Origin of the sequence: Paenibacillus sp. MER 99-2, from assembly GCF_023714095.1 — a bacterium.
Lineage (GTDB): Bacteria > Bacillota > Bacilli > Paenibacillales > Paenibacillaceae > Paenibacillus.
Window position 1 is genome coordinate 376,913 of the sequence record NZ_JAMAUZ010000001.1, and the last position, 26,750, is coordinate 403,662.

Below are 26,750 nucleotides of genomic sequence, written 5' to 3' on the forward strand. Positions count from 1 at the left end.
CACGTGATACGTGATCCAGATGCTTATTCAACTTTGAACTGTTTGAGTTCTTCTTGCAATTTGCTGGACAGTTGATTCAACTGACTGGATAAGTCAGCAACTTGCTCAATACTATCTAACTGTTCTTGCGTACTCGCACTAACCTCTTCGGTTGAAGCTGAGTTCTCTTCGGTGGTGGAGGAGATAATCTCTAGCGCCTGCAAAATTTCATCTTTGTGCTTATGCACATTGGCGGTATTGGTACTGATCTGAATCATGCGCAATTTCAGATCTTCCAAGTCTTTGTTGATGCTGAAGAATACCTGTTTAGTATCCTCCACGGATTTTGCATTTTCCTCGGCGATTTTCATGCCACGAGCAGTATGCTCAACAGATGTTGTTGTTTTTTCTTCAATAACACGTACTTTTTTATATATTTCCTGGGTCGCAAGGGCGGTCTGTTCAGCAAGCTTACGTACTTCTCCCGCCACAACAGCGAATCCGCGACCTTGTTCTCCTGCACGTGCCGCCTCAATCGAAGCATTGAGTGCAAGCAGGTTGGTCTGTGTTGCAATCTGATTGACCGTGTCCACGAAGCTGGAAATCTCATGACGGCTCTGGTCAATTTCCTGAATAATCGATGAGATGGCTTGTGTGGAATTATGATTCTCTTCGGCCCATTGGGACAGCTGCGCTACTACCGTTAATCCTTGTCCACTCTGATCAGCCGATGTCTGTACCATCGTTTCAATGGCTTGAGCATCGGTGGCGATTTCATCGATCTGACTTGATAGCGAACCTGTTTTGCGTAAAATGTTCTCTGTCTCAATCGACTGATAGTTGGTCGCATTCGCAATCTCATTAATGGCTGTAGATGTATCATTCATCGTTGTAGCCGTTCTTGAAGAGATCGATTGCAGATCCGTTGAGGACTGATTCAGTACATGAGCAGAGCTGCCTACGATTTGCAGCATGCCCTGAATTTTTTGCACCATCGTATTGATACCGCGAGATATTTGACCGATCTCATTATTCGCTTGGGCATCCAGTTGAATGGTTAAGTCCCCTTGCTCAATCAATTTGATCTTGGTGAGCAGTTGTGGAATGGATCTCAATAGGTAACGAAGAGTAATGTAGCAGATGATCACCAATAAAAGGGTAGCTACAGCAAATCCGCCAAGCGTAATCCAGGTGAAGGTCTTCAGTTCTTCGAGAACTTCTTTCTCAGATATCGTTAGACCTACTGCCCATCCGGTATCTTTACTGGTAGCATAACCGATATAACGACGTTCCCCGTTGTCGTCTGTAATAAGCTGGACACCGGATTCTCCAGCGATCATTTTCTTACCGATTTCCCCAAAATCGCCTGTGTTGTCCGTAATGTTTTCTTTTAGAACTTTCTCCTCATCCGGGTGGTACAGAATCTCTCCGGTCTTGGAGATCAGCATGGAATAACCCGTGTTCCCAAGGGAATAGCTTTCCATAATAGCGGGAATGTCTTTGAATGCGATATCCGCTGCGGCAAAGCCGATGAGTTGGTTGTTTTCTTTGATCGGATAGAAAATACCCATAAGTACGTTACCTGCTGCGATGTCGATGTATGGATCTGAATAGTACAGACCGTCTGTAGCTAGAACAGGCTCGTAATAAGGACGTGTCTGGATATCAAAATCTGGCGCGGAAGAGACGCCATCATTTTGCAGCCAGAATCCCTTTCCCTCTAACCCTGCGATCCAAGCATCAGCAAATGAAGGTTCTTCTTTGACGATGGCAGCTAATGTTGCTTGTGTCTCTGCCGCATGTGGTGAGGTTGTCGCCACTGCTGCTGATTCGGTGGTTTCGATATATTGTTGGAAAAGTGTATTCGTCGACATCTGTTTCACGAGTGATCCTTTTTCCTTAAACATCGCATCAAATTCACTGACAATAGCTTGTGTCTTGGTCTGTAGCATGGATTCCTGCTGCTTGATCAGAATATTCCGTGTACTCGAAAACATAAATGTGCCAAGAACGGTGAAGACGACTACGATAATAATTAACAATACAATGGATACTGTGTTCGCGATGCTAGTTACTCTGGCACCGTTGTTAGATCCCCGCTTCAACATTTTTTTCATGTTCCATCTCCCAGATGAGTATTAAGCTAAATGCTTCTAAATATATGTCGGAAAAATAATTAGATTTATGTAGGTTTTTGTAGGTTGAATGAAAATAAATGAAAGGGTTTAGAGCATGTCTACGAGGGCAAAGTTCTTTCACATTTGTGCAATGAAGTAATTATACTTTGTATGGGTATCTAACAAATGGAACCTCATTTTACCGATATATAGTTATCACGATGTGAAATTTAAGTCATATGAACATACCGGGGGAGTACACATGGAACAAAAATCATTACATAGTGAATCCAAAAGGAGGGGAATTAAACATCTGAGATTAACGACAACCTTAATCCTAATGCTTGCAGTTAGTTTAGTGGGTCTATTTGTCTTATTCCTGTCTGGGATATTCGGCATGAATGAGGTAAAAGAGGGACAGGGCAAGCTCTACACCGATCGCTTCCTGCATCAAACGAACATTCTGGAGATCAAAGCGGACTTCTATAACATGCGAGCTAATTATACGAAGCTTCTCGACAAGCAAGAGTATACGGATAAGCAATATGAGCAAGTTCAGAAAAATAAGAGCAATGTAATGGCTGGAATGGAAGAGTTCTCTGCACGATCATTAGATCCAACAGAACAAGAGATTTTTACTGATCTACAAGCTAAGCTTGAAGTCTATGATCAGGATATCGAACGAATTATGAACGTGAAGAAAACAACGGGAACTTACGATGATGAAGAGAGAGATCGAATTAACAAAAGTAGTACAGCCATTGTAGAAACGATCACGAAGCTAAGTACATATAACGAAGAGGAATCCGCAAAGCTATACGCTGCCGCTCAGGAAACCATTAGAGAAAAAGCGGTTATGCTTAGTATTGTGTTGTTATCTACATTTGCTATTCTTGGGGCTGTTTCGTTTATCACGATTCGAAATATTATTGTGCGGATGCGTGCGATCAACCACTACTGTGCTGAAGTGACGCAGGGGAATTTGACAGCTACTCTCGATCCGAATCTACTCCAGGGCAATAACGAGATTAGTGTCATTGCACGTGGAATCCATAGCATGACCGGGGCTACTTCAACTGTTATTACGAGTGTGGTTCAAGAGTCTCGTCAGATCAACGAGATGAGTGATCTAACCAACCAGAATATGTCGGAGCTTAACGAGCGTATACGGGAAGTATCTGCTACCGTGGAAGAGTTATCTGCTACGATGGAAGAGACTTCGGCATATACTGAAAATATGAATCAATCTGTTAATGAGGTGCTCCGAGCTACGGAATATATCTCTTCTCGTACGAAGGAGGAGGCAGAGTCCGCGAACGTTACCAGCGGGAAAGCTGAGGCTCTGAAGCAGGAGGCTAGTGAATCTAGTAAGGCCGCGCAAGACATGTATACAAGTGCAAGTGCGAAAATGAATGAAGCATTGGAACGTGCCAATGCGGTTGACCAGATTAGTGTTTTGTCCCAATCTATTCTGGATATTACGGCGCAAACCAACCTGCTCGCATTGAACGCTTCCATTGAGGCTGCACGTGCAGGGAAGGCAGGAAGAGGATTTGCCGTTGTGGCTGAGGAGATTCGCAAATTGGCAGACGGCTCTAGAGAAGCGGCAGATCAGATTCGGCATGTCACCAGTGAAGTTACTGAATCGGTTGCTCATCTATCCTCTAGCGCTAAGGAAATGCTTGCGTTTATGTATAATCAGGTGGGGAGCGACTATCAATTGCTGGAGAATACGGTCGGGCAGTATCACAACAATGCAGTGGATCAAGCCAATACTGTTAACGATCTTCATAAGACCGCTCAAGAGGTAAAAGAAACGGTCGATACGCTTGTACGAGCGATTCATGAGATCGCAACCGCTAGTGAGCAATCGGCTGCATCGAGTCAGCATATTGCTGAACACATGGTATCCTCCTCGGAGCAATCGTTGCAGGTAGCCGACCAGTCGGATCAAGTGAAGGAAAGTGCTGCACGACTAAACGATCTTGTTAAAGGGTTTAAAATATAGATCCTGAGTTAAAATGAGAATACTTCATCAATAATATGTTGAAATAGAGACAGAAATACACCCTGTTGTACCGAATATGATGGGTCTGAGGCCTTCATGTTATCGGTAGACGGGTGTATTTTTTGTGATGAATATTCCACCGCGTACTTCTCAATTTAATCAGCCTCCTTTACAATTATAGGAAGTGATCGCTAGATCGGTAAATACTACTTTCAATAAAATAATGTGCAAATGGAGGATGGCGAACGATGAGTGAAGTATGGGCTGCTTCAATGAGCGGGGCTCCTTGGACGATCGACAAGATGGATGACGCTGTGAGACATTTGCGGAATCGAGCGACGGTTAGTTATGTTGTTGGTGTAGACAAGCTGGACGATCTCATGGGGCTAGATCAACACGTATTTGCGAAAAGACCGGATTTAATTTTGTACGTATCTAATGTGGAGAAGAATAGTTCTTGCCCAGAGGAAGTGGTGGCACAACTTGCTGAGATGAAGCATGTTACCGCGCTGAAGATCCACCTTCAGCAGAGACAGCATTTGACTCAATTAAGTGCGTTAGAGCGCATGAATTATCTGGAGATCCATTCACCGAAGGCACAATCGCTTGATTTTATTCGTAATTTCAAGTATTTAAAGTACCTGTTACTGAGTGGTAAATTCAATGATCTCTCGCCGATTGAGGATTGTATCCGGTTGGAAACGCTTGTTCTGAACTGTGCTATCGAGAAGCTTGATTTTGTTGTAGATCTACCATTCTTAGCGTATCTATCCATAGACAGCTGTACCTTCAATGACTCACTCGATGTTCTATCTACCTCAAACATTAGCATGCTGCGGCTATCTGCCGTTCGTAATTTAAGCAACATTGATACATTGGAGACATTGAAGAATTTGGTCTATCTACGGTTGTCCCTTCCCAAAGTAGAACGTTTATGCGATTTCTCCAGGTTGAGCAACCTAAGACAGCTTGAACTAGATTACATGAAGTCATTGCAGGATATAGATCATCTATGGAATGCAAATCAACTGGAGGTGCTTGAACTAAAAGAGATTAATCCAAAGCTTAAGGCGGAGTCCTTTGATCGTATGGCGGAAATGGATCGTTTACGGCAGGTGGATTTTCGTTATATGGATGTCAATAAGAGACGAATTGATGCGTTGCGTAAACATATGGTGGAGGCAGGGAAAGCGGAGCTTCTCTATGAAAATATTCCCGAAGAAAATCGAATTCAATCGATGGCGCTTGCGCATCTATCTCGTATATTGATGTAGAGTAATGCATAATAATATATTCTTCGACAAAATAGATAAATTTCCCAAGAAGTATAGTTCCTTATTTTGCAAATATATGGTATTATTTGGGTAACATATCATTCAATCAGCATAGATGATTAAGGGAATCTATCGGTAAAGTTTGTTACCACTTTTATCTCCTTAAGTTACTAGAAGGGAGGCTCCGTATTCTCCAAGCATTGATTGAATCTATTCACGGAACGGTTATGTAGGTGAGCACAAACTATTCATTTAAATGGAGGTTGGACATGCTTATGAAAATGAAGAAATTAGGCATTCATAGCTTAGCTCTCGTTTTGTTGGCTTCAGTGGTCTTCTCTGGATGGGGCTCTAAGGCATCGGCGGCAACACCGATTACTTCAGATTTCAGATCTTTGTCTGCTTCGCAGATCGTTTATGAGATGGGTGCCGGATGGAATTTGGGGAATTCACTGGAGGCATCAGTCAACGGTACGCCAAGCGAGACAGCATGGAATAATCCTACGGTCACTCCAGAGTTAATCAAAAAGGTGAAGGCAGCGGGATTTAATACGATCCGTATCCCTGTGTCCTATTTGAGTCATATTGGAAGCGCTCCCAACTATACAATTAATGCTACATGGTTGAACCGGGTAAAAACGGTTGTTGACTATGCTTACAATGAAGGCCTCTACGTGGTCATTAACATTCACGGGGATGGATTCAACTCTGTTCAAGGTGGATGGTTGCTTGTGAATGGCTCAAATCAAACACAGATCAAAGAAAAGTATCAACGTGTGTGGCAACAAATTGCCAATACGTTCATTAATTATGATGAGCGCCTTGTTCTGGAGTCCATGAATGAAACATTTGACGGTACTTACGGGAATCCGAATCCTGCCTATTATGCAAACCTCAATGCTTACAATCAGATCTTCGTGGATACCGTTCGGAAAACAGGAGGAAACAACAGCGCCAGATGGCTGCTGATCCCAGGTTGGAATACGAATATTGACTATACGGTAGGCAACTATGGTTTCGTTCTGCCAACAGATACGTTCAGATCTTCGACCATTCCGAGTTCGGAAAAAAGAATTATGATCTCGGCACACTATTATTCTCCTTGGGATTTCGCCGGTGAAGAATCCGGTAACATCACTCAATGGGGGGCAACGGCGACTAACCCATCTAAGAAGTCTACTTGGGGGCAAGAGGATTACTTGGAATCACAGTTGAAATCGATGCATGATAAGTTTGTGACACAAGGCTACCCTGTTGTGATCGGCGAATTCGGCTCCATTGACAAAACGTCATATGACTCCACCAACAATACGTATCGTGCAATATTTGCAAAAGCTGTTGCGAAAACAGCCAAAAAGTATAAAGCGGTGCCTGTATACTGGGACAATGGTTACAACGGCCAGCACGGATTCGGTTTGTTTAACCGGTACAACAATACGGTAACTCAGCAAGGAATTATTAATGCAATTATGCAAGGTATGCAATAATCCGTCGTTTGGCGGGACGAATACAAACGGCGCGCTCCTGTAAGAAGGAACGCGCCGATTTTAGTTTTTTTGAAGCGATATATTGGCGGTCATATGGTTAATGCACTAGGTGTTGGTATCTGTTAGCGCAGGAACGTTTATCTCTTTCACACAAGCCGCATTGGATAGGCTAACGATGCACTTCACAATGGAGACCATATCCTGAAGCGGGATGCGTGTTCCGTTATATTCCTCAAGCGCTCGCTCAGCCCCTTGTTCATAAGGAATTTCGGCTGCAAGCTCCCCAGGGTTAATACATGTGACAGCGATGCCGTCCTGTCTGGTATGTTCTCGTAATGCTTCTGTAATTCCACGAATAGCAAATTTGGAAGCGACAAAAGAAACCTGTTTGCTATTGGCATTGTTGAGCCCTGCGGTTGAACCGATGAGAATGATCTTTCCTCCTGAAGATTGTCGGAGATGAGGCAATAAGGCCTGAATACATACAATCGTTGAAGTAATATTTACATGGATCAGCTGACTAATATCTGCAGGCTCATCCCGATCGAACGAATAGTGATCCTCGAAGCCTTCCTTTTCCCAGATCCCCACATTGTAGATGAGAACATCCAGCTTTTCGTGTTTTAACTGATCCGTAACAATGGTAGCCGCATGTTGATCTGCAAGATCGGCCTGTATCCATACTCGCTCTACACCATCATTCAAATTCAGACTCTCGGGCTTACTTCTGGACACAACCCAAACCTTATCGCCCTCCTGAGGCACTCCTCTGACAAAAGCGTCTCCTAACCCTTTACTTGCACCAAATACAAGGTAACTTTTCATCTTCATGCCTCTCTTTCTTATATGTATACAAGATATTAATTATTAAAAGGACTACAGGTTTAACTATATCATCTAGTGATATGTAGCTCCAAATTCTGCTAGAGAGAATCATTCAATGAACTTTACGAACTAACAATTGTTAGTTATAATATTAAAAAAAACGAACACTCGTTAGTTTGAAGGGGATGATTTATATGGAAAAAACGTTTGAATCTGAGTGGTTTATAGATATCAATGGGGATAGGATTCAGAACGCTAATAAAAATCTCATTCTTCATGTTGCAATCGATCTTTTTTCTCAAGATGGATATAATGCTGTCTCAATTAGAGATATTACGAGAAAGGTAGGAATTAAGGAAAGTTCTTTGTATAACCATTTTAGTAATAAGATCGAGATACTAGAAACGATTTATTTTAATTTTCGGATGGACGTAGCCAATATTATTCCACCACAAGAAGGTCTGGATGAGATTGTGTCTTCTATGGATATTGAAAGATTTCTCATACAAGGTTTGAAGAATTTTATGGATCATATTGAGAATCCGAAGATGGAGAAGATCTGGAGAATAATCTATTTGGAGCAGGTAAGAGACGAGAAAGCAAGATCAATTTATTTAAATGATATTGTTGAGGGTATGTCAAATTTTATGGAGATCGTATTTAAGAAATATTTTACATTAGGACAAATTCAATATCACGATCCTAAAATGCTTTCGGTTAACTATCAATACCCGTTGCTTCAAATGGTCTCTCTGTATATTTTGAAAAGGTTGGATGGGGAGAAAACTACAGAAATTGAGCAAAACATGATGGAACATATTCGCTTTTTTGTAGGCATGGTTCGAGTCTAATACTACATAAAGGAGGAGGGGCAGGAATGAATGTGGAGAAACGTGTAAATTCGGTTTATAGAAAGAGGGGAAACCCCGATCTTGTAATGAATGCTTATAATAATACACTTAAGCAATGGAAAGTACCCTTTGATTCAATATATGTGTCTACTTCTTTTGGTTCAGTACATGTGCTCGTTTCTGGGAAAGAAAATGCTGAACCCATGGTGTTACTGCATGGGTTTGGATTCAGTTCGACGATGTGGTCGGAAAACATTAGCGCTCTTAGCGACCATTACAGGGTATACGCCATCGATTTTCCGGGTGACATCAATAGGAGTGTTTCAGCCCAGTCAATCAAAAATAAAACGGACTGTGCTTTATGGTTTATAGAGATGATGGACAGACTTCATATTGATCAGGCTCATGTGTGTGGGCATTCCTATGGAGGATTTCTTACATTAGTTCTTGCCAGTAGAGTATCAGAACGTATTCGGAAAATCGTGATCATTAGTCCTGGTGCGGGATTACAGCCGCAGAGCATACGCTTTTTCATACGTTGTCTATTGGCGGGAATGAGGCCTACAACCAAAAGAATTCAAAATCTAATGGATTATATGACTGGTGATGGAAATATCATTAATCAGGCAATTAAGAATCAGTTTCTAGTGTCTATGCAAAATGCTCTTCCACGGACAAAGTTGTTTGTCTCATACATAAAGGACAATGAATTAGAACAGATTACCGTTCCCGCATTACTACTAATTGGAGATCAAGACATACAGTATGATGTCGAACGAGCTATTAAACGAGCCAGAGAAACCATAAATGGTATTGAAGCTATTGTTGTTCCCCATGCTGGACACGGGCTTCCATTAGAAAAATCAGAAATTGTGAATCGGTTCATGCTAGATTTTCTTGGACGGAAGATGAATAAATAAACGGTTCCAATTTAAAGATAGAGCGAAAAACTGTTAATACAAACATGAGCAAAAACTACTGCTAGAAATAGAGTTTTTGCTCATTGTGTGAAAAGAATAAAGTTATTCAGAAATTAAACTTAACACTGTAAAGATTATGTGCTACAATCTTTACAGTGTTAAGTTGTTAAGAAGGGAGGACTTTATTTCATGAAGGAAAAGCCGTACCACCATGGCAATCTGCGAAGTCAACTGATTGAAGCAGGTATTCGACTAATTAACGAGGATGGTTTAAAGAGCTTCTCACTGCGCCGGGTGGCTGCAAAATGTAACGTTAGTCACACCGCGCCCTATAGTCATTTTGAAAATGTGGATGAATTACTTGCTGCTATGGGGGAGCATGTGACGGCACAATTTATGAACAAGCTTCACACCGCCATCGATGGACAGGAAGACAGCCGCGAAGCAGTTTCTTTGCTCGGTCAGGCGTACATTGATTTTTTTGTGGATCATCCGCCTTATTTTCAGTTCTTGTTCTATCATTCTAAAATTTCGATTAATCTGGATAACTATGACCAAGATGATTACCCACCGTTTGTACTGTTTCGCACGACTGCATATCGTATGTTTCGTTCCGTTGGCCTGCCCGAAGAGCAATGTCCACAACAGTTAATTGCATTGTGGGCGATGGTGCACGGTATAGCCTCACTGCTCACCAACAATGGTGTTCGTTTCTCTGGAAATTGGCGTGATTATATCACGATCCAAACTCCATTTCAGGAGGGGAAATAATGAAAATGTTAATTCACGATTTGCCTGAACAGCAGTTGAGTCAGATATATAATCCTACAGATGCTTTGGAGCTGGACGTTGTCACCAACAATGGCTCCATTCGCAAATGTGTTGGCTGTTTTGGATGCTGGACCAGAACGCCTGGGGTATGTATTATAAGGGATGATTATCAACATATGGGAGAACGTCTCTCCAAAATCGATGAGCTGATCATTGTCAGCGAGTGTATGTATGGAAGCTATAGCCCTTTTGTGCTTAACGTACTTAACAGAAGTATCTCTTACGTGTTGCCTTACTTCATTACGAAGAATGGGGAGACTCACCACAAGCAACGGTACAAAAATCGCTTCGCCTTGTCAGTCCATTTTTATGGTGGAGACATTGCGGAACATGAGAAGGAAACAGCGAAGAAGCTTGTTGCTGCCAATAGTCTTAACTGGGCTTCTACCAATAATAGTGTGTTCTTTCACACACATGTCCAAGATGTTAGGGGGATGCTGCAATGAAAATCGCGATGATTAACGGAAGTCCCAAAGTTAGACAAAGCAACTCTGCTTTCATGCTACAAGCTCTGGAGCCTCTTATCCATGAAGAGCATGAAGTTAAACACTTCCCAATTCGCCAGAGAGCACTTACAGAAGCGCAGTTCATTGAACTTTGCGATATGGATGTACTGGTTATTGCATCGCCACTGTACGTGGACGGCCTGCCATCCCATTTATTTAGTACGCTTGTCACCTTAGAGAAATTTATGAAAAAAGAACGTAACAAGGATATTTATCTATATGTCATGATGAACAATGGGTTTTATGAGGGACACCAGAATCAGATTGCTATTGAAATCATTCAAAATTGGTGTCTACGCACTGGCGTTACCTTTGGACAAGGCGTTGGGCAAGGTGGTGGTGAGATGTTGGGTTTTCTAGAAAAGGTTCCACTTGGGCAAGGCCCTCTTCGGAATCTCGGCAGAGCAATCCAAGAACTTGCACACCATATTAATACACAAGGGACGGGACAATCTCGCTTTTTCAGTCCCAATTTCCCACGTTTTGCTTGGAAATGGGCAGCCAAGCATTCGTTCTGGGAGGCTACTGCCAAAAAGAACGGCTTGAAGAAGAAGGATATATTGCGGAGATTGTAGAGACAGACATAAGAACAGCACATTAGATTACATAAAAATTGACCAAGTAAACACGAAAAAAAGTCTTAAGCTGCGGCTGTTTCCATATAATTTACTGGAAACAGTCGTTTAGTTTCTTCTGGAAATCATTTTGGCTAAGACACAAAGAGTCAACCTGCGGGTAACAATGGAAAAAACTCATAGTTGCACTTGCATTATTTCTCCTCCTTGCTGTACATAATCCAGCCTTTTATAGCTAAGCACTGGGTGTAGACTGTTATTGTTTATTGATAATGGTGAATTTGCCCGCTGTCTTTGATCCGCACCGTTGGCTTAGTGTCCCAATATACGAAATACTTCCAGAGTTAGAGGTTCATAAAAAGGTGGGATGGGGAAAATGAGTATTTTATCAACTGGGCCGATTGAAAATAGCCCCGTTTCTGGCGTTAGACCGACACAACAGGTCACGATTAGATTGGTCAATCGCGCTAATGTGGATTCAGTAACCATTTTATTGCAGGGTTATGTATTAAGCACAACAAGAACGCTGTATGTGCATGAAGTAATCAGTGTGGCGCCTAACGAAGTTTTGAGCAAAAATTATTTCGCAGATTTGGATGCTTTTGAGTTTACTTTTGAGACTAGTACGGAAGGTGTTGAGGAAGTAGGGATTTCAGTGTGGGGCAAACAAGCGTCCGGGCAATTAGTTGATGCACATCGGATAGTGGTACACGAAACAACAGTTAAGGACATCTAGCAGGTAGAATTCACTCATAAGAGGAGGATGTGGCGATGAGTTTTTTATCAACAGGACCGATAGAGAATAATTCTGTTAGCGGTGTAAGACCGACTCAGTCCGTTACGATCAGAATTGATAATCGCAGCAATTCAGCAACTTCCACTATACAATTACAAGGGTATTATATGACTGATGGATCCAGGATTCTATATGTCAGTGAGTCGTTCGACATTGCACCAAATCAAGTGATAACCAACAATTATTTTGCTAATTTTGATGCGTTCGAGTTTACTTTTTCAACAACAGCGGTGGTTAATGATCCTGTTCAAGTATCCGTATGGGGAAAAAGCAGCACAGGCTCTTTGGTAGCAGCTCATCGTTTGGTTTCTTCAGAATTGCTAGGTGAAATCCCAAGCATCACCGGCGCAACCGGGTCTACAGGAGCGACAGGTACACCAGGTACAACGGGAGCGACAGGAGCAACTGGCACGCCGGGTACAGCGGGAGTAACAGGAGCAACCGGCGCACCGGGTACGACAGGAGTGACCGGAGCGACCGGCACCGCGGGTACAACGGGAGTGACGGGAGCGACCGGCACGGCGGGTACAACAGGAGTAACGGGAGCAACCGGCACCGCGGGTACGACGGGAGTAACGGGAGCAACAGGCACCGCGGGTACGACAGGAGTGACCGGAGCAACAGGCACCGCGGGTACGACAGGAGTAACGGGAGCAACAGGCACCGCGGGTACAACGGGAGTGACGGGAGCAACCGGCACGGCGGGTACAACAGGAGTAACGGGAGCGACAGGTACACCAGGTACAACGGGAGCGACAGGAGCAACTGGCTCGCCAGGTACGGCGGGTACGACAGGAGTGACCGGAGCAACCGGCGCACCGGGTACGACAGGAGTAACGGGAGCGACCGGGACAGCGGGTACGACGGGAGTTACCGGAGCGACCGGCACGGCGGGTACAACAGGAGTAACGGGAGCGACCGGCACGGCGGGTACAACGGGAGTAACAGGAGCAACAGGCACCGCGGGTACGACAGGAGTGACCGGAGCAACCGGCACCGCGGGTACGACAGGAGTAACGGGAGCAACAGGCACCGCGGGTACAACAGGAGTAACGGGAGCAACAGGAGCGACAGGTGCAGCAGGTTCTGGAGCGATTATTCCTTATGCATCGGGACTACCAGTCGCGTTGACTACAGTATTAGGTGGACTTTTAAATACCTCGAGTTTGGTTGGTTTTGGCAACAGTGCCACAGGAATAAGTATTAACGGAGGCATTATTGATCTCACGGGCGCTGCAGGCACCTTGCTTAACTTTGCTTTCTCAGCATCTCGTGCAGGAACGATTTCTTCACTGGCTGCCTATTTCAGCACGACAGCTGGGCTTAGCTTGGTGGGATCTACAGTAACCATAACTGCACAACTGTTCCATTCCACTACACCTAATAACACCTTTACAGCTGTACCTGGTGCATTGGTTACCTTGGCTCCTTCACTGACCGGCGTTTTGGCACTGGGCACAATATCCAGCGGATTGACCACGGGACTAAGTATTCCAGTAGCTGCGGGTGACCGCCTGCTTATGGTGTTCTCGGCATCCGTAACAGCCGGAATTGATGTAGCTACAACCTTGGCCGGATATGCAAGCGGCAGTCTTACTATCACTTAACAGAATTTCACGCTTTGTATCAAATTCATAAACAGGGAGCTCCTTGCGGATCATGCTGAGGGGTAACGTAGTACTTGATATGAAACCTCTATAATAGACAGAGATAAGAAAGTCGATTAATCTGTCTATTATAGAGGGATTTTTTTATGGATGACCTCTTACGTTTTCCGATTACAGCTTAAGCCAACGAAAGACGAAGGAGGATATGATTCATGCTTTCATTGAAACCAGAACGATTAGACTACCGCATCTCTACAACCGAGATGGAGGTTCGTTATACAGAACAGAATGGCGTGAATATTAACGTTGATGTTACACCGCTCGTAGAATCCGGAGAAATGAAGTATCACCAGATGAAGTTGAGTTTTTCTAATGTGGCTGAGCTTCGGTGTATTACACTTAATTTCTATGAGGCAAACCATAATACATACGAGATGAATGGAAGTAACCCAGATACAGGTATATACCAGGTTAGGGATTCGCAGTGGCTTGAACAAGAACGTGAAAAATACGATCCAACGGATCGACTGCAGCTAAAGCATTATATTGTGGTTGGTTATGACAGCTATGCTGAGCTTCTGGCTTCTACATACACCGTTGATATTCAGTGAGGATATTTAACGCCCTTCAGCCAATCTGTACATTCTGCTGCTAATTCTTCAAGTTCATTAAACAACAAGCTAGCATGATACCCGTCGCATACTGCATGATGGAATTGAACCGATAGAGGTAGCAGAACCTTATCATCTTGGCGAAGGAATTTCCCAATCGTAAAAATAGGAAGTAAATAACGCTCTCCCGAATAGACGTTTAAGTTGAATCCAGTGAAATTAACCCACGGTATACATGAAATGGGGAACGTGTTCGGCGGCACATTGGGATTAGGAAATAATTGATCTGCATTATGGTATTTCGCCGTTTCTTCAAGGTACCGTTGATAAAATGTTGGAAAATGCTCACTAAACGCTGTCCAGATACTTGAGAACGTTCGATGTTCCTCATGAAAGATCGTGAAGCTAGGAGACATCTGTTCCCAAACCCCTAACCGTCCTTCAGGGTCAAAAGAAGTCCGGAATTCACGATGTCGATTAACGACTTTCGTAATCATATAGATTAAAGCCGGATACAGCTTTATGCCTGTCCGCTTAAGCTCCTCTTGCATCCGACTGATATCAATCTGCACAGTCATACTGTAAGTGCAACAGACATGGTTGAGATAATGTTCAAAATAAGGCTTTCTCCCCCATTGATGCATATCAATGATATTAAAATTCAATGTTCACCCTCCTAAAAATAAAATATTTAATTTAGGAGGGTACATCCACTGCTTTGACCATTTCCTCACTCCTCGTGATTTACTTATTGGATAATGCTCAGTACAGCTATAGATCGATTCGAAAGAGCACTCTCTTAGGTGCTTGAATTATTGGGAATGCTCAAGGTAGTCGATGTATGCATCCCATGTACCATTATCTGTGGTGACCACCAGCTTAACCTCCTGATTCCCTGTGGCATGGGTAACGTTCGACAGTGTCTGCACTGTGGGTTGGGTTCCAGTGAAGTAGAAGGAGCCAGCTGTTACTCCACCAATCACCAGATCAACACGGGCGGTATTATTGTTGTTGGACGCTCCGCGAACCGAAAAGTTGTGAGTTGGGAAGGCAAAATATTGATTATATGCCGCATAGTCATTATTTGCATATAGAGCTACGCCATTAAAAGGAGAACTGATCAGGCCAGCATAGGGACCACCGATGGTCATTGTTTCAGTTTCATAACGGCTCACGACAGGGTTGGGATTCGGAGTAGTGCCTGAGCCGGATGTGAATTGCCAGTAATCCAGGTTGAACAAGTTCCCATTCCCCGTGCCGGCAAATACTAGATACAGATCATGTACCCCCGCAGCATTGGTCACATTCGTCTCTAGCTCTCTCCAAGTCTGTGAACCGCCAGTTGGACTTACGTTCAAAGTTCCAACTAGAGGGCCAGTTGGACTGTCCAGTCTAACCTCAATGTTACCATTTCCTGTAGAAGCGACATTGGCCTTGAATTTTGAAGCACCAGCCGAGCCAAAATCAACATTACTCACAGCAACCCAGTCTCCATTATGAATGTTCGTCACGTTCTGGTTAGCAATCGGCCCACCGCTCGCTTGGCTCGGTTCAGTTGTAACTCCCGCTTGCCAGCCGATGGTCTCAGCTTCTACGCGAACATACGGATTCAGGTTGGCAATTTGGGGAACACCAGCCATGTTGCCTTGTACCTCCTGAATCGTTCCATTCACGTTATGTGTCAGCATGTTGATGTGCGTCGAACGATATCCTTTACCATCGCCAAGAAATGCTTTGCTTACTGTTTGTGCGTGATACGCGACATACCATTGATTGTTGAACTGGAACACGGCATGATGGTTATTCCCACCTACGCCGAAGAACGTTGCGGGATTTTTGAGAAAATGTCCTTGATACGTAAATGGACCCATTGGACTGTCACTTACCATATATCCGATTTCGCCTTTTGGATATGCCGCAGGATGTGTCCCCGCAAAGTTGATGCAATAGGAGTAATAATATTTGCCATTGTATTTGTGTATGCCCGAATCCTCGAACATATAAGGGGCATCAATCGTTACAGCACTTCCTACCACACTGATCATATCCGCGCCGAGACGAATCACCCGAGCTGTTTTTGGATTAGCGATGGATGCTGCATTATTGGCGTCTGGAATACCCCCACCCGCGTACAGATAAGCCGAACCATCGTCATCGACAAGAACAGCCGGATCGAATAACCAGGTTACCCCAGCCATACCCGGTGTGCTATGTGTCAGAAGTGCACGTCCCAGCGGATCTGACCAAGGGCCGATAGGTGAATCACCTGTTAGTACACCAATACCGCCACCGGAATTTGCAAAATAGAGAAAGAATTTATCTTTGCCACCGATCGTTTTCTTCGCCATTGCAGGAGCCCAGGATTGGGTTGCCCACTTGGCTATACCTTGACCGTTATTGGCATTGTTCGCACCAGCTACTGGAATAGAGCCATGATCTGTCCAATTCACGAGATCGGAAGAGGAGATTACATTGATTCTGCCGATGGTACTGTACTGGTTCTCTCTAATGGAGCCATCATTGTTATACAGATATGAATCACCCGTCATATATACATAGACCCGATTGTTATGTACAAGCACATACGGGTCTGCTCCCAATTTATGATCGATAAGGGGGTTGGCGTTCCCAGGGAGCTTGGCAAGTGGTGCATTGGCTGCATGGCTTGATTGAGCGGGGAAGAGGAACAGCACCAGAAGAAAAGACATTATCATGGCAAGGGGTTTACGGATCATACATTTCGCCTCCATAAGTTAAAATGTGAAAACGGGAATGACCTCACTTCACCTCCGTTCTTCTTGTATTTCTTCGTCGTTAGATCTGGGATGCATCATCTATGGCTCAAGCCATACGACTTGCACGGCGTGTACATATCACGACGGCCACGGACAGCTATAACCCAACAGTAATTTTGCAATCGAAGGACGCTGCTAGAAACGCTATAATCTCTCCGGTTGTTTGTTGCAATCGCTTTCAATACAATGGATTAAATGATATCAATCCATAAAAAAACGAAATTAATTGTAATTATTTTTCATATTTTCTTTTAAATGTTTATTAACTTGACGCTATCATATCATATTTTTGCTAGAATACAATCACTTTTTATCTAATTTTGTAAACGTAACTTGATTAGAGAGGAGAGGTTGAGATGGCGGAAATACAAACTTGGCGGGTTTTACATTGGAGTGCTTGCTCTATGCAATGATAAGGGGCAAGCGTGCCATGGAACACAAACAAGCCTGCAAGAAGTGCAGGCTGAAATTGAATTGACCGGCTTTTGACATATGCATAATGATCGTTGGTCAGAGTCTACCCTGCGATCATGGAAGTGATCTATGTGAACTGCTTCATAACTTTGCTAATAAGCGCTCTACCCGCCTGACTCAGGAATTTGTCAGATCGATAGATGATACTAATATCTCGTTCCGGGGTGGGCTCGATCAGATTGATTATGTGATAGAACCGCTCATCCCAGGATTGCAAAAGTGGTTTGGGCAGAATAGCTGCACCGACATTATTTTTAACTAATCGCATTAAAGAAATCATGGCAGACGTTTCAATAATAGGACTCACGCTAAAGTCTTGTTCTTCACACAGGCTATTAATTAATTTACGGCAAGGATGATGATCGGGAAATAACACAAGCTTCCAATCTTTAAGTTCATTCAGTGTTACCTCAGAACGTACTGCTAACTCACTGTTTTTAGATACAGCTACTGCAAATTGCTCTGTATACAAAGGCAAATGAATGAGCCTACTGTCATGGATTACAGGAACTGTCGTGATGCCAATATCTATGCTGCCTTCCAGCACCTCTTCTACAATTCGATCGGAATCTTGGATCAAGAGCTGAATGTTGGGAAAAGTTTGGTGAAAATCAATCACAGCAGGTGTCAATAGCTCATCCACATCACAAGGGAGTACACCTAACACTAATTTGCCACGTTGCATCGTCCGTAAGTCATTAATCGCATCATAGGCATAGTCTAGATTTCTAAAAATTTGGGTGCATTGGTTATAGAGAATTTGGCCTGCTTCTGTAACTAAAATCTTCTTGCCTAGCCGATCAAATAAAGGCGTCCCAATCTCTTCCTCTAACGCTTTGATCTGCTGACTTAGAGTCGGTTGTGCAATGTTTAACATCTCGGCTGCTTTGGTAAAATGCAACTGTTCACAGACCGTCTTGAATGCTTCTAAATGTCTCAACTCCAAAGGGCTTCTCTCCAATCATTCAAAATCACAATGATTATAATTAAAACAATCTATTTTTACAATGAAATAATGTTTGTTATACTTCGAACATGGAACGGCCGCTCCTACATATAAGAGAACAACGTGGAGGTTTATCATGAGAAGTGAACAAAATAATCCGTTTGCAAGATTGCCTGAAGTGGCTAGTTTTAATGTGACAAGTTCAGATATTCGTGAAAATAGTGTATTATCTGCTCCGCAACTCTCGGGGAAATTCGGAGTAGAGGGAGGGCAAGATATTTCGCCTGAATTGAAATGGTCTGGTGCTCCAGAGGGAACCAAAAGTTATGCGGTTACCGTATATGACCCGGATGCACCAACAGGATCTGGATTCTGGCATTGGGCCGTCTTTAATATCCCTGCTAACGTGACAGCATTGGCAACAGGAGCAGGTCATGAGCATGGTTCAGGTTTGCCGGATGGCGCTATTCAATTGAAGAACGATGGGTTGTTTGCAGGATTTATTGGTGCAGCGCCACCAGTCGGAGACGGTCCGCATCGTTATTATTTTATTGTACACGCTCTGGATGTTGAGGATCTCGGCGTTCCCGCTCATGCCACACCGGCATTTTTAGGGTTTAACATGTTAACTCATACATTAGGCAGAGCCGTAATCGTAGCCACATTTGAAAGGTAAGAGGATGTAGTGCTTTCCTTGTAAGATGAGGATTCTCCAGGAATGTCTGCATGCTTATAATTTATAAATCTGACCATAACAAAAGCCCGCGGTGTCCGTGGGCTTTTGATTATATTGCGAGGATCGCTCCTCATTGGGTACTGCGTTTTAATCCACTTTTGTTAGGCTATTAACCACAAATTCAAGTTGGGCTTCTAGCGAGATCGGGTCGCTAAACACGAAGCCACGACTATTCTCAACATAAACGTGATTATTCTGAACAGCAGGGAGGTTATCCCAGATATTCCCCTCAAATATAGAAGAGGCCTTCTCATCGCCTGTCCAGCCACTAATAAAGATATAATCCCCTGCGTATTGAGGTAACAGTTCAAGAGATAGCTTAGCCCAGCCTTTGCCGCTATCAATGGCTTCTTTCTGAATGATTGGCGGTGCCTTCAGATCGAACTCACCATAAATGATGTCTCCACCTCGGCCAAAACTGCCGTAAGCATAAAATTCCTTCGCACTTCCCGAATCGAAAATGGAGACCGTGCTGTCACCTACCACTTGCTTCACGAGTGGCTTGTATTCATTGATCTTTGCATCCCATTCTGCAATCCAAGCTTTCGCTTGCTCTTCTCTACCAGTCATTTGACCAAAATCCATGAGTTGCTCCCGAAGAGGCTTACCATACTCAACGGCTACTGTTGGGGCAATTTTAGACAGCTTTTCAATCGTTTCAGGATCATTCCAGACAACAATTAAATCGGGCTGCAGCTCCATAATTTGCTCATAGGGCACATCGTTTCCAATGTTGACCACGTTGTCCAACTTGCCTTCGGTGTAGTTGTTAAAAGACTCATCGCCAGCACCTACCGGCTTAAGACCAAGGGCTAACAGATGACCGGTGAAAGCTCCTGCCACCATGACGATCCTTTGAGGATTTTTGGGAATCTGCACCTCGCCGTTAATAGCAGAGTACGTTATCAATTCTGGGCTGCCCGTTGCTGTTCCCGCTGCTGTATTGGTTGTATTGCTTACTGTTGGGGCTGCGCTGCCTGCACCTCCATTCGTGGTTACTGGTCTGGAGCATGCACTAACGAGAAGAGTTAGGCATAGCAGTAAGGCGATTCCTATCGGTAGCTTGCTTCTATACATCTGTAAATCCCCTTTTTCGCTATATTGATAATGATTATCATCTTTGTTATCAATATAACGACGCAAATTGCGTGCGGCAATGGACGATCCAAGCTTAATCGTAGGATGATCCGTTCTTTTTTCTACAGACATAGACTTGTGCTTGAACTGTTTCGGTGTTACTCCGGTAGACTTTTTAAAAATTCTGATGAAGTAAGATACGTCTGCATATCCGATACTTGTTGCAATCTCTTGTATAGATAGATCCGTCTGTTGTAATAAATTTTTTGCTTTGTCCATTCGAATGTTTATTAAATAATCGATGATGCTTGTACCGATTTCGCGCTTGAAGGATTTGGACAGATAAGGAGCGCTATAATGGAACGTACGTGCAAGAGATTCCCGGGTGATTGGTTCTGCATAGTTTGCCTGCATGTAGTGAATAAGCTGAGAGGTTAAGTTAGGTCTGATTAGGTTGACCTGCTGCTGATTCATTTGTCGAAACAGTTCATATACAAATTGATAGAATAGAGTTTTGACATGTAACCGTTCCAAACGTTCCGATACAAGCCACTCGCTCAGCATCCGTTCAGATAGTTCATAGAGAATGGCAGGATGGAGGGGAACAAAACCATATTGCATACGAAACGGCAAGTGTTGATCGATATGGCGAAGTGCACGCTGCCCAGCAGAAGCTGGGATGGAAGCTTTGTAGAAGATCAGATAATATTGAAAGATTTCATCCGTGAGGATGATATCAAGCTTGGTACCTTTGCCCCCATGAAGCATATAAAAAGGCTTGGTTGCATGTTCGTTTCCATCTAAAATAACAGTCGCATTCCCCTGCGTTGTATAGAGAAAGGCATTGGCAGGTAATAGGTAAGATGGGATGTACTCGCCCGCTTGAACTACAATATGTCGTACATCCATAACATTGATCGCCGCACAGTTCCAGATTAGCAAGTGCTCTTGTATATTCAGGATTGATTTCAATGAGGAGTTTCTTCCTTTCAAGAGCTGCTGAGGCCAGCCTTTGATGTGATTGAGTTATTATAATCATGTTATAGCCTATTGTGAAGATAGCAGATTCAAATCTTGTTTAACGGAGAACACTTAATCTCTCAATGATCTAAGAAAAATCGCCGAATTCTCCATGTGCAAAGAAGAGGGCTGTCCGGTATTCTAGTCTAAGTGATATTGATTCTCATTACTGAATACTGCATAGCGAGGAGATCCATTTAATGAAACGAAAAGGGTTGCATAGCATGATGTCTGCAGCAATCGTATTGCTGTTGATCTTAATTATGGCGGGGTGTGGAACGCAAGCCGATAGTGGTTCATCCACTGGAAGCCAGACGGCTTCATCGTCAACGAACACAGGAACGACAACGCAGGAAGAAGTGGCATCCACTGATGCTTCACAAACGAAATCTTTTACAGATCCTACGGGAACCAAAGAGATTCCTGTACAAGCACAGCGTATTTTCTCAATCAGTGCAACGACGCAATTACTTGCCCTTGGTATTACGCCGGTAGGCGGACTCCAGTATGAAATTGATCAGGATTATTATCTCAAAAACGCGGCTAGCAAAGTTGAAATCGCTGGTGACTATCCACCTAATATGGAAGCTGTGACAGCACTTGCGCCAGATCTGATCATCGCGTCCTCCTTTGTCGAAGCGGATGTGCTTGAACAATTGGAGAAGATTGCTCCGACGGTGGTCTATCCATGGGAAGACAATCTGTACGATCAACTGAGATATATCGGTGATATCGTTGGCAAAAAGTCAGAAGCAGAAGAATGGATTACGAAGCATGAGGCGAAGGTAGAAGAACGCAAAGCAGAAATGAGCAGCCTTGTTGGAGCAGACCAGACAGTAGCGGCTGTCGAAATTTTCAAAGATTCTTTCCAAGTCGCAGGTAATCGCAATATGGGGTTTGTATTGCATGAACTGCTCGGATTGAAACGCATGCCATGGGTTCAGGAAGAGGTTGATAAAAGTGATGGATTCCTCGTGTATACCGAGCCGCAATCACTGGAGAAATTGCCTGAGCTTACGGCGGATTACTTGATCATTAAGGTGAATGATACCCAACCAGGCTCAACGGAATTTTATGAGAAAATGAAGGAGTCCAAGCTGTGGCAGAACCTGCCTGCGGTCAAAAACGGCAACGTATTTATCGTACCGCATGACAAATGGTGGTCTTATACGTTATTTTCCACCGATGCGCTGCTGGACGAAGCAGTGGAATTGTTTAAACAACATAAACAATAAGGAAGAATTAGTGTACAAGCTCCCTATATATAGGGGGCTTTTCTGCATGTCTAAATTATCGTACAATGAGTTGTAGATGAGAATCGTTTTCATTTGGAGGAAGGTGAACAACTGTGGATTGGCAGAACTTTGATTTACCTTTGGATCATGTACGTTTGCGGTGGAACGGGCTCGAAGTGTATACGTTTCATTCGGATATAGAACATCGGGTGTTCACTTCGGGCAATTATGCATTGTGGGTGATGAATGAGGGCGAAGGTATTGCCGTTGTAGACGGACAACGCTTCCCAATTGTTCCTTGCAGTAGTATTCTGGTTCTTCCTGGAACGGTCATAGAGTGGGAACAACAGCCTGGGCAGATCGTGCATGCGCATAAATTGGAATTTAGTGCAGATTGGGATGGAGAGACCGAGGAGCATCCATTAACAATAATCGGGAATCGATTGGTTTCCATACAGCCTTTGGCTAATCTGATGGAACTCCTGGATCAGATTGCAGAGCTAAGGACGACAGACATAGGCATGAGCCGCTTTAGGCGGGGAATTTTGCTTCAGGAGACGATTTTTCAATTTGCAGTTAAGGCGTGTGCGGATCAACCTGCCAATACGAAGGAAGCTGTGCTTCGAACCATTACTCATATCGAGGAAAATTACCAGCAACATTGGAAGGTGGGAGAGCTGGCTGCCATGGCCTGTGTTGGCACAAGGCAGTATAGCCATATTTTCAGACAGATCACAGGAACAAGTCCGATGGATTATTTGCATCGCGTGCGAGTCGATCATGCGAAGCGTTTGCTTCGTTCACCAAGCCGGGATATGCACGCGATTGCCACACAGGTTGGCTTCAAGGACGAGTTTTATTTCAGCCGCAGGTTCAAGCAGCAAGAAGGAGTATCTCCCAGTATGTATATGAAGCAACGCGAGCCGCGTGTAATCGGTCTGTTATTCACTTCTCACTTGCTTGCACTCGGTATGACGCCCATCGGAGCACCTGATTATCATTTGTATCGTAATGAGTATGTTCGTCCGTATTTGCCTGAAATCAAACCATTTGAATGGGAACCGTACGATCTCGAGGCCATTCGTGGTATGGAGCCTGATCTTATTCTGGGATATGAGCATATGACGACGGGAGAATACGAGCAGTTTTCCAAGATTGCTGAAGTGGTTCGCATCCCCTGGCAATCTCAGGATGTATACCAACAGTTGGACAGCGTCTCTGCTGTGGTGAACAAGCGCAGTAGAAGCAGAGAATGGATGGAACAGCATCAGCTTAGAGTTGCCCAAACCAAAGAGCGACTTGCTTCCATTATTGGAATACAAGATACGTATGCGGCACTGGTCATCGATGACACAGGCTTTCGTGTGGCAGGTAACCGGAACATGGGACATGTATTACATCGCTCTCTTCAGTTGACCCCTCATCCACTCGTACAGCAATTCATTAACAACTATAACGGTCATAATGCCTTCTCGGACAAGCTACCCTTCGAAGAGCTTCGCAATTATGATGCGGATCGACTGTTTGTCATGGTGAATGGACAAAATCCGTATGCCGAAGCCGCTTTCCGTAAGCTGTGTCGCTCAGAAGTGTGGGGCAACTTAAATGTTGTTCGTAAAGGGAACGTACACACCGTATCCTACGATAAATGGTGGATGTACACACCGCTGGCGGTCGATGGACAATTGGACGAGATCGTTAAGTTGGTGGAGAGCGGGGAATCAGAATTCATTTCATCGTAAGTTTTATTGAAAAAGCCCGAGTCCTTATTAGGAATCGGGCTTGGAGCAATTCATGGTTTATCGTGAAATATAATAAGCGCCGTTCAAATTCGTGTTACTCTCGAATACCAGCACGTTACCCTCCACCTCGTACCAGCGTACCATTTGTCCTCCAGTTTTGGTTGCATTCGGCGTACCATAGACGGCAATGACATGTTTCAGTTTATTGATATCGAAGATAATATTTCGCAAGGTACGGCCACCCGCATTGTGAATAGAAGCAACATTTACGAGTGAGCCATCTTTGAAGATGAGATTAGTTCCATCATAATAATATCTGTTGGCTTCCGACAACGGCCTTGCGGCAGGTTTACCGTTTTCCATTGTATAATAATTTCCTGAATGATTTTCGATGGCCTCATACAGATCAGGGCGAGCGATCACATCTGCTTCTTTCAGATCTTTGGAGAAAACATGGAGCACTTTGTATTCGTAGCCTTTACCTAAAAGGGAATTCAAGAAACCTCCAGCCATGCCTAATTTTTCGTTCAGTGTCTCCAACGGAACGAAGGTCTGCCCAGCCCAGGTTAATACCGTTTTATCGGTTTTGGAGACGGTCATTTTGTAATTACCACGATTGATCATAAGTCCACTGGAAGTTTTGGACACTGTAGCATCCGCTGCCTTTGCAAAATCGTTCACTTCTACGTACCATCGGTTGTCCTTGGTCAGGAAGGGGCCTTGGCCGGCATAACGCATCGGTTTGCCGTTTACGAGCATTTGTGGTGGAGCCTGTATGGAGATCAGCTTCGATTGGTCACCCGTGTAGCCACCTGTATCGGTTTGTACCAATTGGGAGTTTTCCATATTACGGGTGACAATTCCTGTTGGCACATGCAGGTAGTAATCTTTCTTTTCGGCTTGGAATAAAAGAATTGAATCGCCAACTTCCCTATACACTGAAAAGCCGGTATCCGGAATTTCGGATACAACTTTTGCCGTTTTTGTATCGATGATTCTTATCGTTTTTTCTTTGGCTGTTTGCTGATGAATCAGAACGTAACGTTCGTACTTAGAGAATCGTATGGAACTTGAAGCATCTACGCGAGATAATGGCTTGATTGCTGCACTTGTAGAAGTTCGATAACCTACCATGGTATTTTCGCCTTTTGGATTTTTATACAGGACATAGGTTAATGAACCGATTTTATTTTCATAAAAAACATTGTTTGGCAGTGCGGCGGGAATCTTGCTTTTTGTTCGGGTTCCGTCTGAATTCAAAATGAATGTTTCTACCGAGAAATGATTATTTCCATATGTATGATAATTGCCGATTTTGGCGAGAACTTTTGGATCATTGGATATCTTTTTGTACTCGGTGTACCTTAAGGTTTGGCCAATTACCTGTGGATATCCAGCAATACGCGCCAGCAGTTTGTTACTGAGCAGTGAATAGACTCGGGTATTTCGTTCTTCATAGTTTATTTCTCCGTTATCTTCTTGCAAGGTATATCCTCCAAAGTCATAATACATTTGAAACGGAGGTCGGCTTTTCCCGAACGTTTGTACCTGATTCAACACGCTTAGAAGATTGCGTTCGAGATCATATTTATAGATAACATGATTGCTTACTGACTTCTTTTCACCTTTTGCATCTGGTAATTTGTCTGTCGTTGAATCACAATAAATCGTAAAAGCTAGTGGACCTTTCTCTGTGTTCATCACTTGTGTGCCAAAGCCCCAACCGCAGCCTGGATAAAATGTTTGCTTCAGCGCTGGATCATCTTTTTTGCGTGCACTCTCTAAGGATTGCGCATCTTTCGATACAGCCCGTGCCTGCTTAGGAAATTCATGAAGTTCAGTCTCCACACGACCGTCATCAAAATAAAACTTCGTTACACGAACCTGAGGTATAACTCTGGATGCTTCCTCCTCATACTTGAATTCAAATTCGAATTCGGATTTAAACCGCTCTTGTGCTGCTTCTGCTCTTCCACCTGTAATCGGTAGCAACCCACTAAACAAAATCATAGCTGCTACAGTTAAAAACCATGTGGTAAAGCGCCTACTACTCTTTCTCATACTCTCTCTCCCTAAAATAGTATATTATTCTTTAACTTATCCATTATAAGAGAATTAGGGGATAATACCAATCATCTACATCGTATTATAATTCGAATCTAGTTTGAATCTCAGGATGACGGCAGAATGAATTTACAATCGATGTGATTTAAAACCAATCTGAACTCCTCATTCAGCTCACAAAACCATCGGTCAATACAGTGAAGAGACTCTAGCTTCCTGCTTGTCTGTGCGAAGTTGTGCGAGCAGATCGCTCATCATCAAGAAGTTTGAAGTA

At 43.7% G+C, this 26,750-nt stretch carries 21 protein-coding genes; 14 read left to right on the forward strand and 7 right to left on the reverse strand.

Going from position 1 to position 26,750, the window contains the following annotated elements; genetic code table 11:
- Window positions 1-23 precede the first annotated feature (23 nt).
- A complete protein-coding gene (locus tag M3636_RS01645; protein WP_128104554.1) occupies window positions 24-2,087 on the reverse strand; it encodes a methyl-accepting chemotaxis protein in 2,064 nt (687 codons plus the stop codon).
- A gap of 271 nt (window positions 2,088-2,358) precedes the next feature.
- Between M3636_RS01645 and M3636_RS01650 the strand changes: the two genes are divergently transcribed.
- From M3636_RS01650 to M3636_RS01660, 3 genes are all read left to right on the forward strand, one after another.
- Window positions 2,359-4,104 (forward strand): methyl-accepting chemotaxis protein, encoded by a 1,746-nt coding sequence (locus M3636_RS01650; protein ID WP_251381105.1) that lies wholly within the window; start codon window positions 2,359-2,361, stop codon window positions 4,102-4,104.
- A gap of 248 nt (window positions 4,105-4,352) precedes the next feature.
- On the forward strand, window positions 4,353-5,378 hold the full coding sequence (locus tag M3636_RS01655) for a leucine-rich repeat domain-containing protein (RefSeq protein ID WP_251381106.1): 1,026 nt from the start codon (window positions 4,353-4,355) through the stop codon (window positions 5,376-5,378).
- A 269-nt stretch (window positions 5,379-5,647) separates the two neighbouring features.
- Window positions 5,648-6,865, forward strand: a complete 1,218-nt coding sequence (locus M3636_RS01660) for a glycoside hydrolase family 5 protein (protein ID WP_217363753.1) — start codon at window positions 5,648-5,650, stop codon at window positions 6,863-6,865.
- A 105-nt stretch (window positions 6,866-6,970) separates the two neighbouring features.
- Here M3636_RS01660 and M3636_RS01665 read toward each other — a convergent pair whose 3' ends face one another.
- A complete protein-coding gene (locus tag M3636_RS01665) occupies window positions 6,971-7,690 on the reverse strand; it encodes an SDR family NAD(P)-dependent oxidoreductase (protein ID WP_251381107.1) in 720 nt (239 codons plus the stop codon).
- Between the two features lie 194 nt (window positions 7,691-7,884).
- Between M3636_RS01665 and M3636_RS01670 the strand changes: the two genes are divergently transcribed.
- The 8 genes from M3636_RS01670 to M3636_RS01705 all read left to right on the forward strand — a co-directional run bounded on the left by M3636_RS01670 (window position 7,885) and on the right by M3636_RS01705 (window position 14,387).
- Window positions 7,885-8,541, forward strand: coding sequence for a TetR/AcrR family transcriptional regulator (locus M3636_RS01670; protein ID WP_251381108.1), 657 nt, complete (start codon window positions 7,885-7,887; stop codon window positions 8,539-8,541).
- 26 nt (window positions 8,542-8,567) lie between these two features.
- Window positions 8,568-9,461 carry an alpha/beta fold hydrolase gene (locus tag M3636_RS01675; RefSeq protein WP_251381109.1) on the forward strand — a complete coding sequence of 298 codons (894 nt, stop codon included), beginning with the start codon at window positions 8,568-8,570 and terminating at the stop codon, window positions 9,459-9,461.
- Window positions 9,462-9,650: 189 nt separating this feature from the next.
- Entirely contained in the window at window positions 9,651-10,232 is a 582-nt protein-coding gene (locus tag M3636_RS01680) for a TetR/AcrR family transcriptional regulator (RefSeq protein ID WP_251381110.1), read from the forward strand.
- Window positions 10,232-10,738 (forward strand): flavodoxin family protein, encoded by a 507-nt coding sequence (locus M3636_RS01685; protein WP_128103036.1) that lies wholly within the window; start codon window positions 10,232-10,234, stop codon window positions 10,736-10,738. Before M3636_RS01680 ends, M3636_RS01685 begins: the two co-directional genes overlap by 1 nt.
- Entirely contained in the window at window positions 10,735-11,373 is a 639-nt protein-coding gene (locus M3636_RS01690; RefSeq protein WP_128103035.1) for an NADPH-dependent FMN reductase family protein, read from the forward strand. Before M3636_RS01685 ends, M3636_RS01690 begins: the two co-directional genes overlap by 4 nt.
- A gap of 376 nt (window positions 11,374-11,749) precedes the next feature.
- Window positions 11,750-12,109, forward strand: coding sequence for a hypothetical protein (locus tag M3636_RS01695; RefSeq protein ID WP_128103034.1), 360 nt, complete (start codon window positions 11,750-11,752; stop codon window positions 12,107-12,109).
- 35 nt (window positions 12,110-12,144) lie between these two features.
- Window positions 12,145-13,776, forward strand: a complete 1,632-nt coding sequence (locus M3636_RS01700; RefSeq protein ID WP_251381111.1) for an exosporium glycoprotein BclB-related protein — start codon at window positions 12,145-12,147, stop codon at window positions 13,774-13,776.
- A 212-nt stretch (window positions 13,777-13,988) separates the two neighbouring features.
- Window positions 13,989-14,387: a hypothetical protein gene (locus M3636_RS01705; RefSeq protein ID WP_128103032.1), complete on the forward strand. Its 399-nt coding sequence runs from the start codon at window positions 13,989-13,991 to the stop codon at window positions 14,385-14,387.
- On the opposite strand, the gene catA is transcribed toward M3636_RS01705, so the two are convergent.
- The 3 genes from catA to M3636_RS01720 all read right to left on the reverse strand — a co-directional run bounded on the left by catA (window position 14,381) and on the right by M3636_RS01720 (window position 18,602).
- On the reverse strand, window positions 14,381-15,052 hold the full coding sequence (gene catA, locus M3636_RS01710) for a type A chloramphenicol O-acetyltransferase (protein WP_128103031.1): 672 nt from the start codon (window positions 15,050-15,052) through the stop codon (window positions 14,381-14,383). The two genes, M3636_RS01705 and catA, sit on opposite strands and share 7 nt — an antisense overlap.
- A 147-nt stretch (window positions 15,053-15,199) precedes the next feature.
- The gene (locus tag M3636_RS01715) at window positions 15,200-17,122 is read right to left on the reverse strand and encodes a carbohydrate-binding protein (RefSeq protein WP_128103030.1); all 1,923 of its coding nucleotides are present in this window, start codon (window positions 17,120-17,122) and stop codon (window positions 15,200-15,202) included.
- A gap of 601 nt (window positions 17,123-17,723) precedes the next feature.
- Window positions 17,724-18,602 carry a LysR family transcriptional regulator gene (locus tag M3636_RS01720; protein WP_251381112.1) on the reverse strand — a complete coding sequence of 293 codons (879 nt, stop codon included), beginning with the start codon at window positions 18,600-18,602 and terminating at the stop codon, window positions 17,724-17,726.
- 136 nt (window positions 18,603-18,738) lie between these two features.
- On the opposite strand from M3636_RS01720, the gene M3636_RS01725 reads away from it, so the two are divergent.
- Window positions 18,739-19,278, forward strand: coding sequence for a YbhB/YbcL family Raf kinase inhibitor-like protein (locus M3636_RS01725; RefSeq protein WP_145411295.1), 540 nt, complete (start codon window positions 18,739-18,741; stop codon window positions 19,276-19,278).
- 147 nt (window positions 19,279-19,425) lie between these two features.
- Here the strand turns inward: M3636_RS01725 and M3636_RS01730 are convergent, their stop codons facing one another.
- Entirely contained in the window at window positions 19,426-21,387 is a 1,962-nt protein-coding gene (locus M3636_RS01730) for an ABC transporter substrate-binding protein (protein WP_251381113.1), read from the reverse strand.
- Between the two features lie 248 nt (window positions 21,388-21,635).
- Here M3636_RS01730 and M3636_RS01735 point away from each other — a divergent pair, with 248 nt between their 5' ends.
- Both M3636_RS01735 and M3636_RS01740 read left to right on the forward strand, forming a co-directional pair.
- Window positions 21,636-22,670, forward strand: coding sequence for an ABC transporter substrate-binding protein (locus tag M3636_RS01735; protein ID WP_251381114.1), 1,035 nt, complete (start codon window positions 21,636-21,638; stop codon window positions 22,668-22,670).
- 113 nt (window positions 22,671-22,783) lie between these two features.
- On the forward strand, window positions 22,784-24,412 hold the full coding sequence (locus M3636_RS01740) for a helix-turn-helix domain-containing protein (protein WP_251381115.1): 1,629 nt from the start codon (window positions 22,784-22,786) through the stop codon (window positions 24,410-24,412).
- A 57-nt stretch (window positions 24,413-24,469) separates the two neighbouring features.
- Here M3636_RS01740 and M3636_RS01745 read toward each other — a convergent pair whose 3' ends face one another.
- Window positions 24,470-26,473 carry a hypothetical protein gene (locus M3636_RS01745; protein WP_128103024.1) on the reverse strand — a complete coding sequence of 668 codons (2,004 nt, stop codon included), beginning with the start codon at window positions 26,471-26,473 and terminating at the stop codon, window positions 24,470-24,472.
- Between the last annotated feature and the right edge of the window lie 277 nt (window positions 26,474-26,750).

What these genes read in the sequence shown, in the direction of transcription:
- M3636_RS01645 (WP_128104554.1), bottom strand. Translation starts at nt 2,087, where the DNA reads ATGTTGAAGCGGGGATCTAACAACGGTGCCAGAGTAACTAGCATCGCG.
- M3636_RS01650 (WP_251381105.1), top strand. Translation starts at nt 2,359, where the DNA reads ATGGAACAAAAATCATTACATAGTGAATCCAAAAGGAGGGGAATTAAA.
- M3636_RS01655 (WP_251381106.1), top strand. Translation starts at nt 4,353, where the DNA reads ATGAGTGAAGTATGGGCTGCTTCAATGAGCGGGGCTCCTTGGACGATC.
- M3636_RS01660 (WP_217363753.1), top strand. Translation starts at nt 5,648, where the DNA reads ATGCTTATGAAAATGAAGAAATTAGGCATTCATAGCTTAGCTCTCGTT.
- M3636_RS01665 (WP_251381107.1), bottom strand. Translation starts at nt 7,690, where the DNA reads ATGAAAAGTTACCTTGTATTTGGTGCAAGTAAAGGGTTAGGAGACGCT.
- M3636_RS01670 (WP_251381108.1), top strand. Translation starts at nt 7,885, where the DNA reads ATGGAAAAAACGTTTGAATCTGAGTGGTTTATAGATATCAATGGGGAT.
- M3636_RS01675 (WP_251381109.1), top strand. Translation starts at nt 8,568, where the DNA reads ATGAATGTGGAGAAACGTGTAAATTCGGTTTATAGAAAGAGGGGAAAC.
- M3636_RS01680 (WP_251381110.1), top strand. Translation starts at nt 9,651, where the DNA reads ATGAAGGAAAAGCCGTACCACCATGGCAATCTGCGAAGTCAACTGATT.
- M3636_RS01685 (WP_128103036.1), top strand. Translation starts at nt 10,232, where the DNA reads ATGAAAATGTTAATTCACGATTTGCCTGAACAGCAGTTGAGTCAGATA.
- M3636_RS01690 (WP_128103035.1), top strand. Translation starts at nt 10,735, where the DNA reads ATGAAAATCGCGATGATTAACGGAAGTCCCAAAGTTAGACAAAGCAAC.
- M3636_RS01695 (WP_128103034.1), top strand. Translation starts at nt 11,750, where the DNA reads ATGAGTATTTTATCAACTGGGCCGATTGAAAATAGCCCCGTTTCTGGC.
- M3636_RS01700 (WP_251381111.1), top strand. Translation starts at nt 12,145, where the DNA reads ATGAGTTTTTTATCAACAGGACCGATAGAGAATAATTCTGTTAGCGGT.
- M3636_RS01705 (WP_128103032.1), top strand. Translation starts at nt 13,989, where the DNA reads ATGCTTTCATTGAAACCAGAACGATTAGACTACCGCATCTCTACAACC.
- M3636_RS01715 (WP_128103030.1), bottom strand. Translation starts at nt 17,122, where the DNA reads ATGATCCGTAAACCCCTTGCCATGATAATGTCTTTTCTTCTGGTGCTG.
- M3636_RS01725 (WP_145411295.1), top strand. Translation starts at nt 18,739, where the DNA reads ATGAGAAGTGAACAAAATAATCCGTTTGCAAGATTGCCTGAAGTGGCT.
- M3636_RS01735 (WP_251381114.1), top strand. Translation starts at nt 21,636, where the DNA reads ATGAAACGAAAAGGGTTGCATAGCATGATGTCTGCAGCAATCGTATTG.
- M3636_RS01745 (WP_128103024.1), bottom strand. Translation starts at nt 26,473, where the DNA reads ATGAGAAAGAGTAGTAGGCGCTTTACCACATGGTTTTTAACTGTAGCA.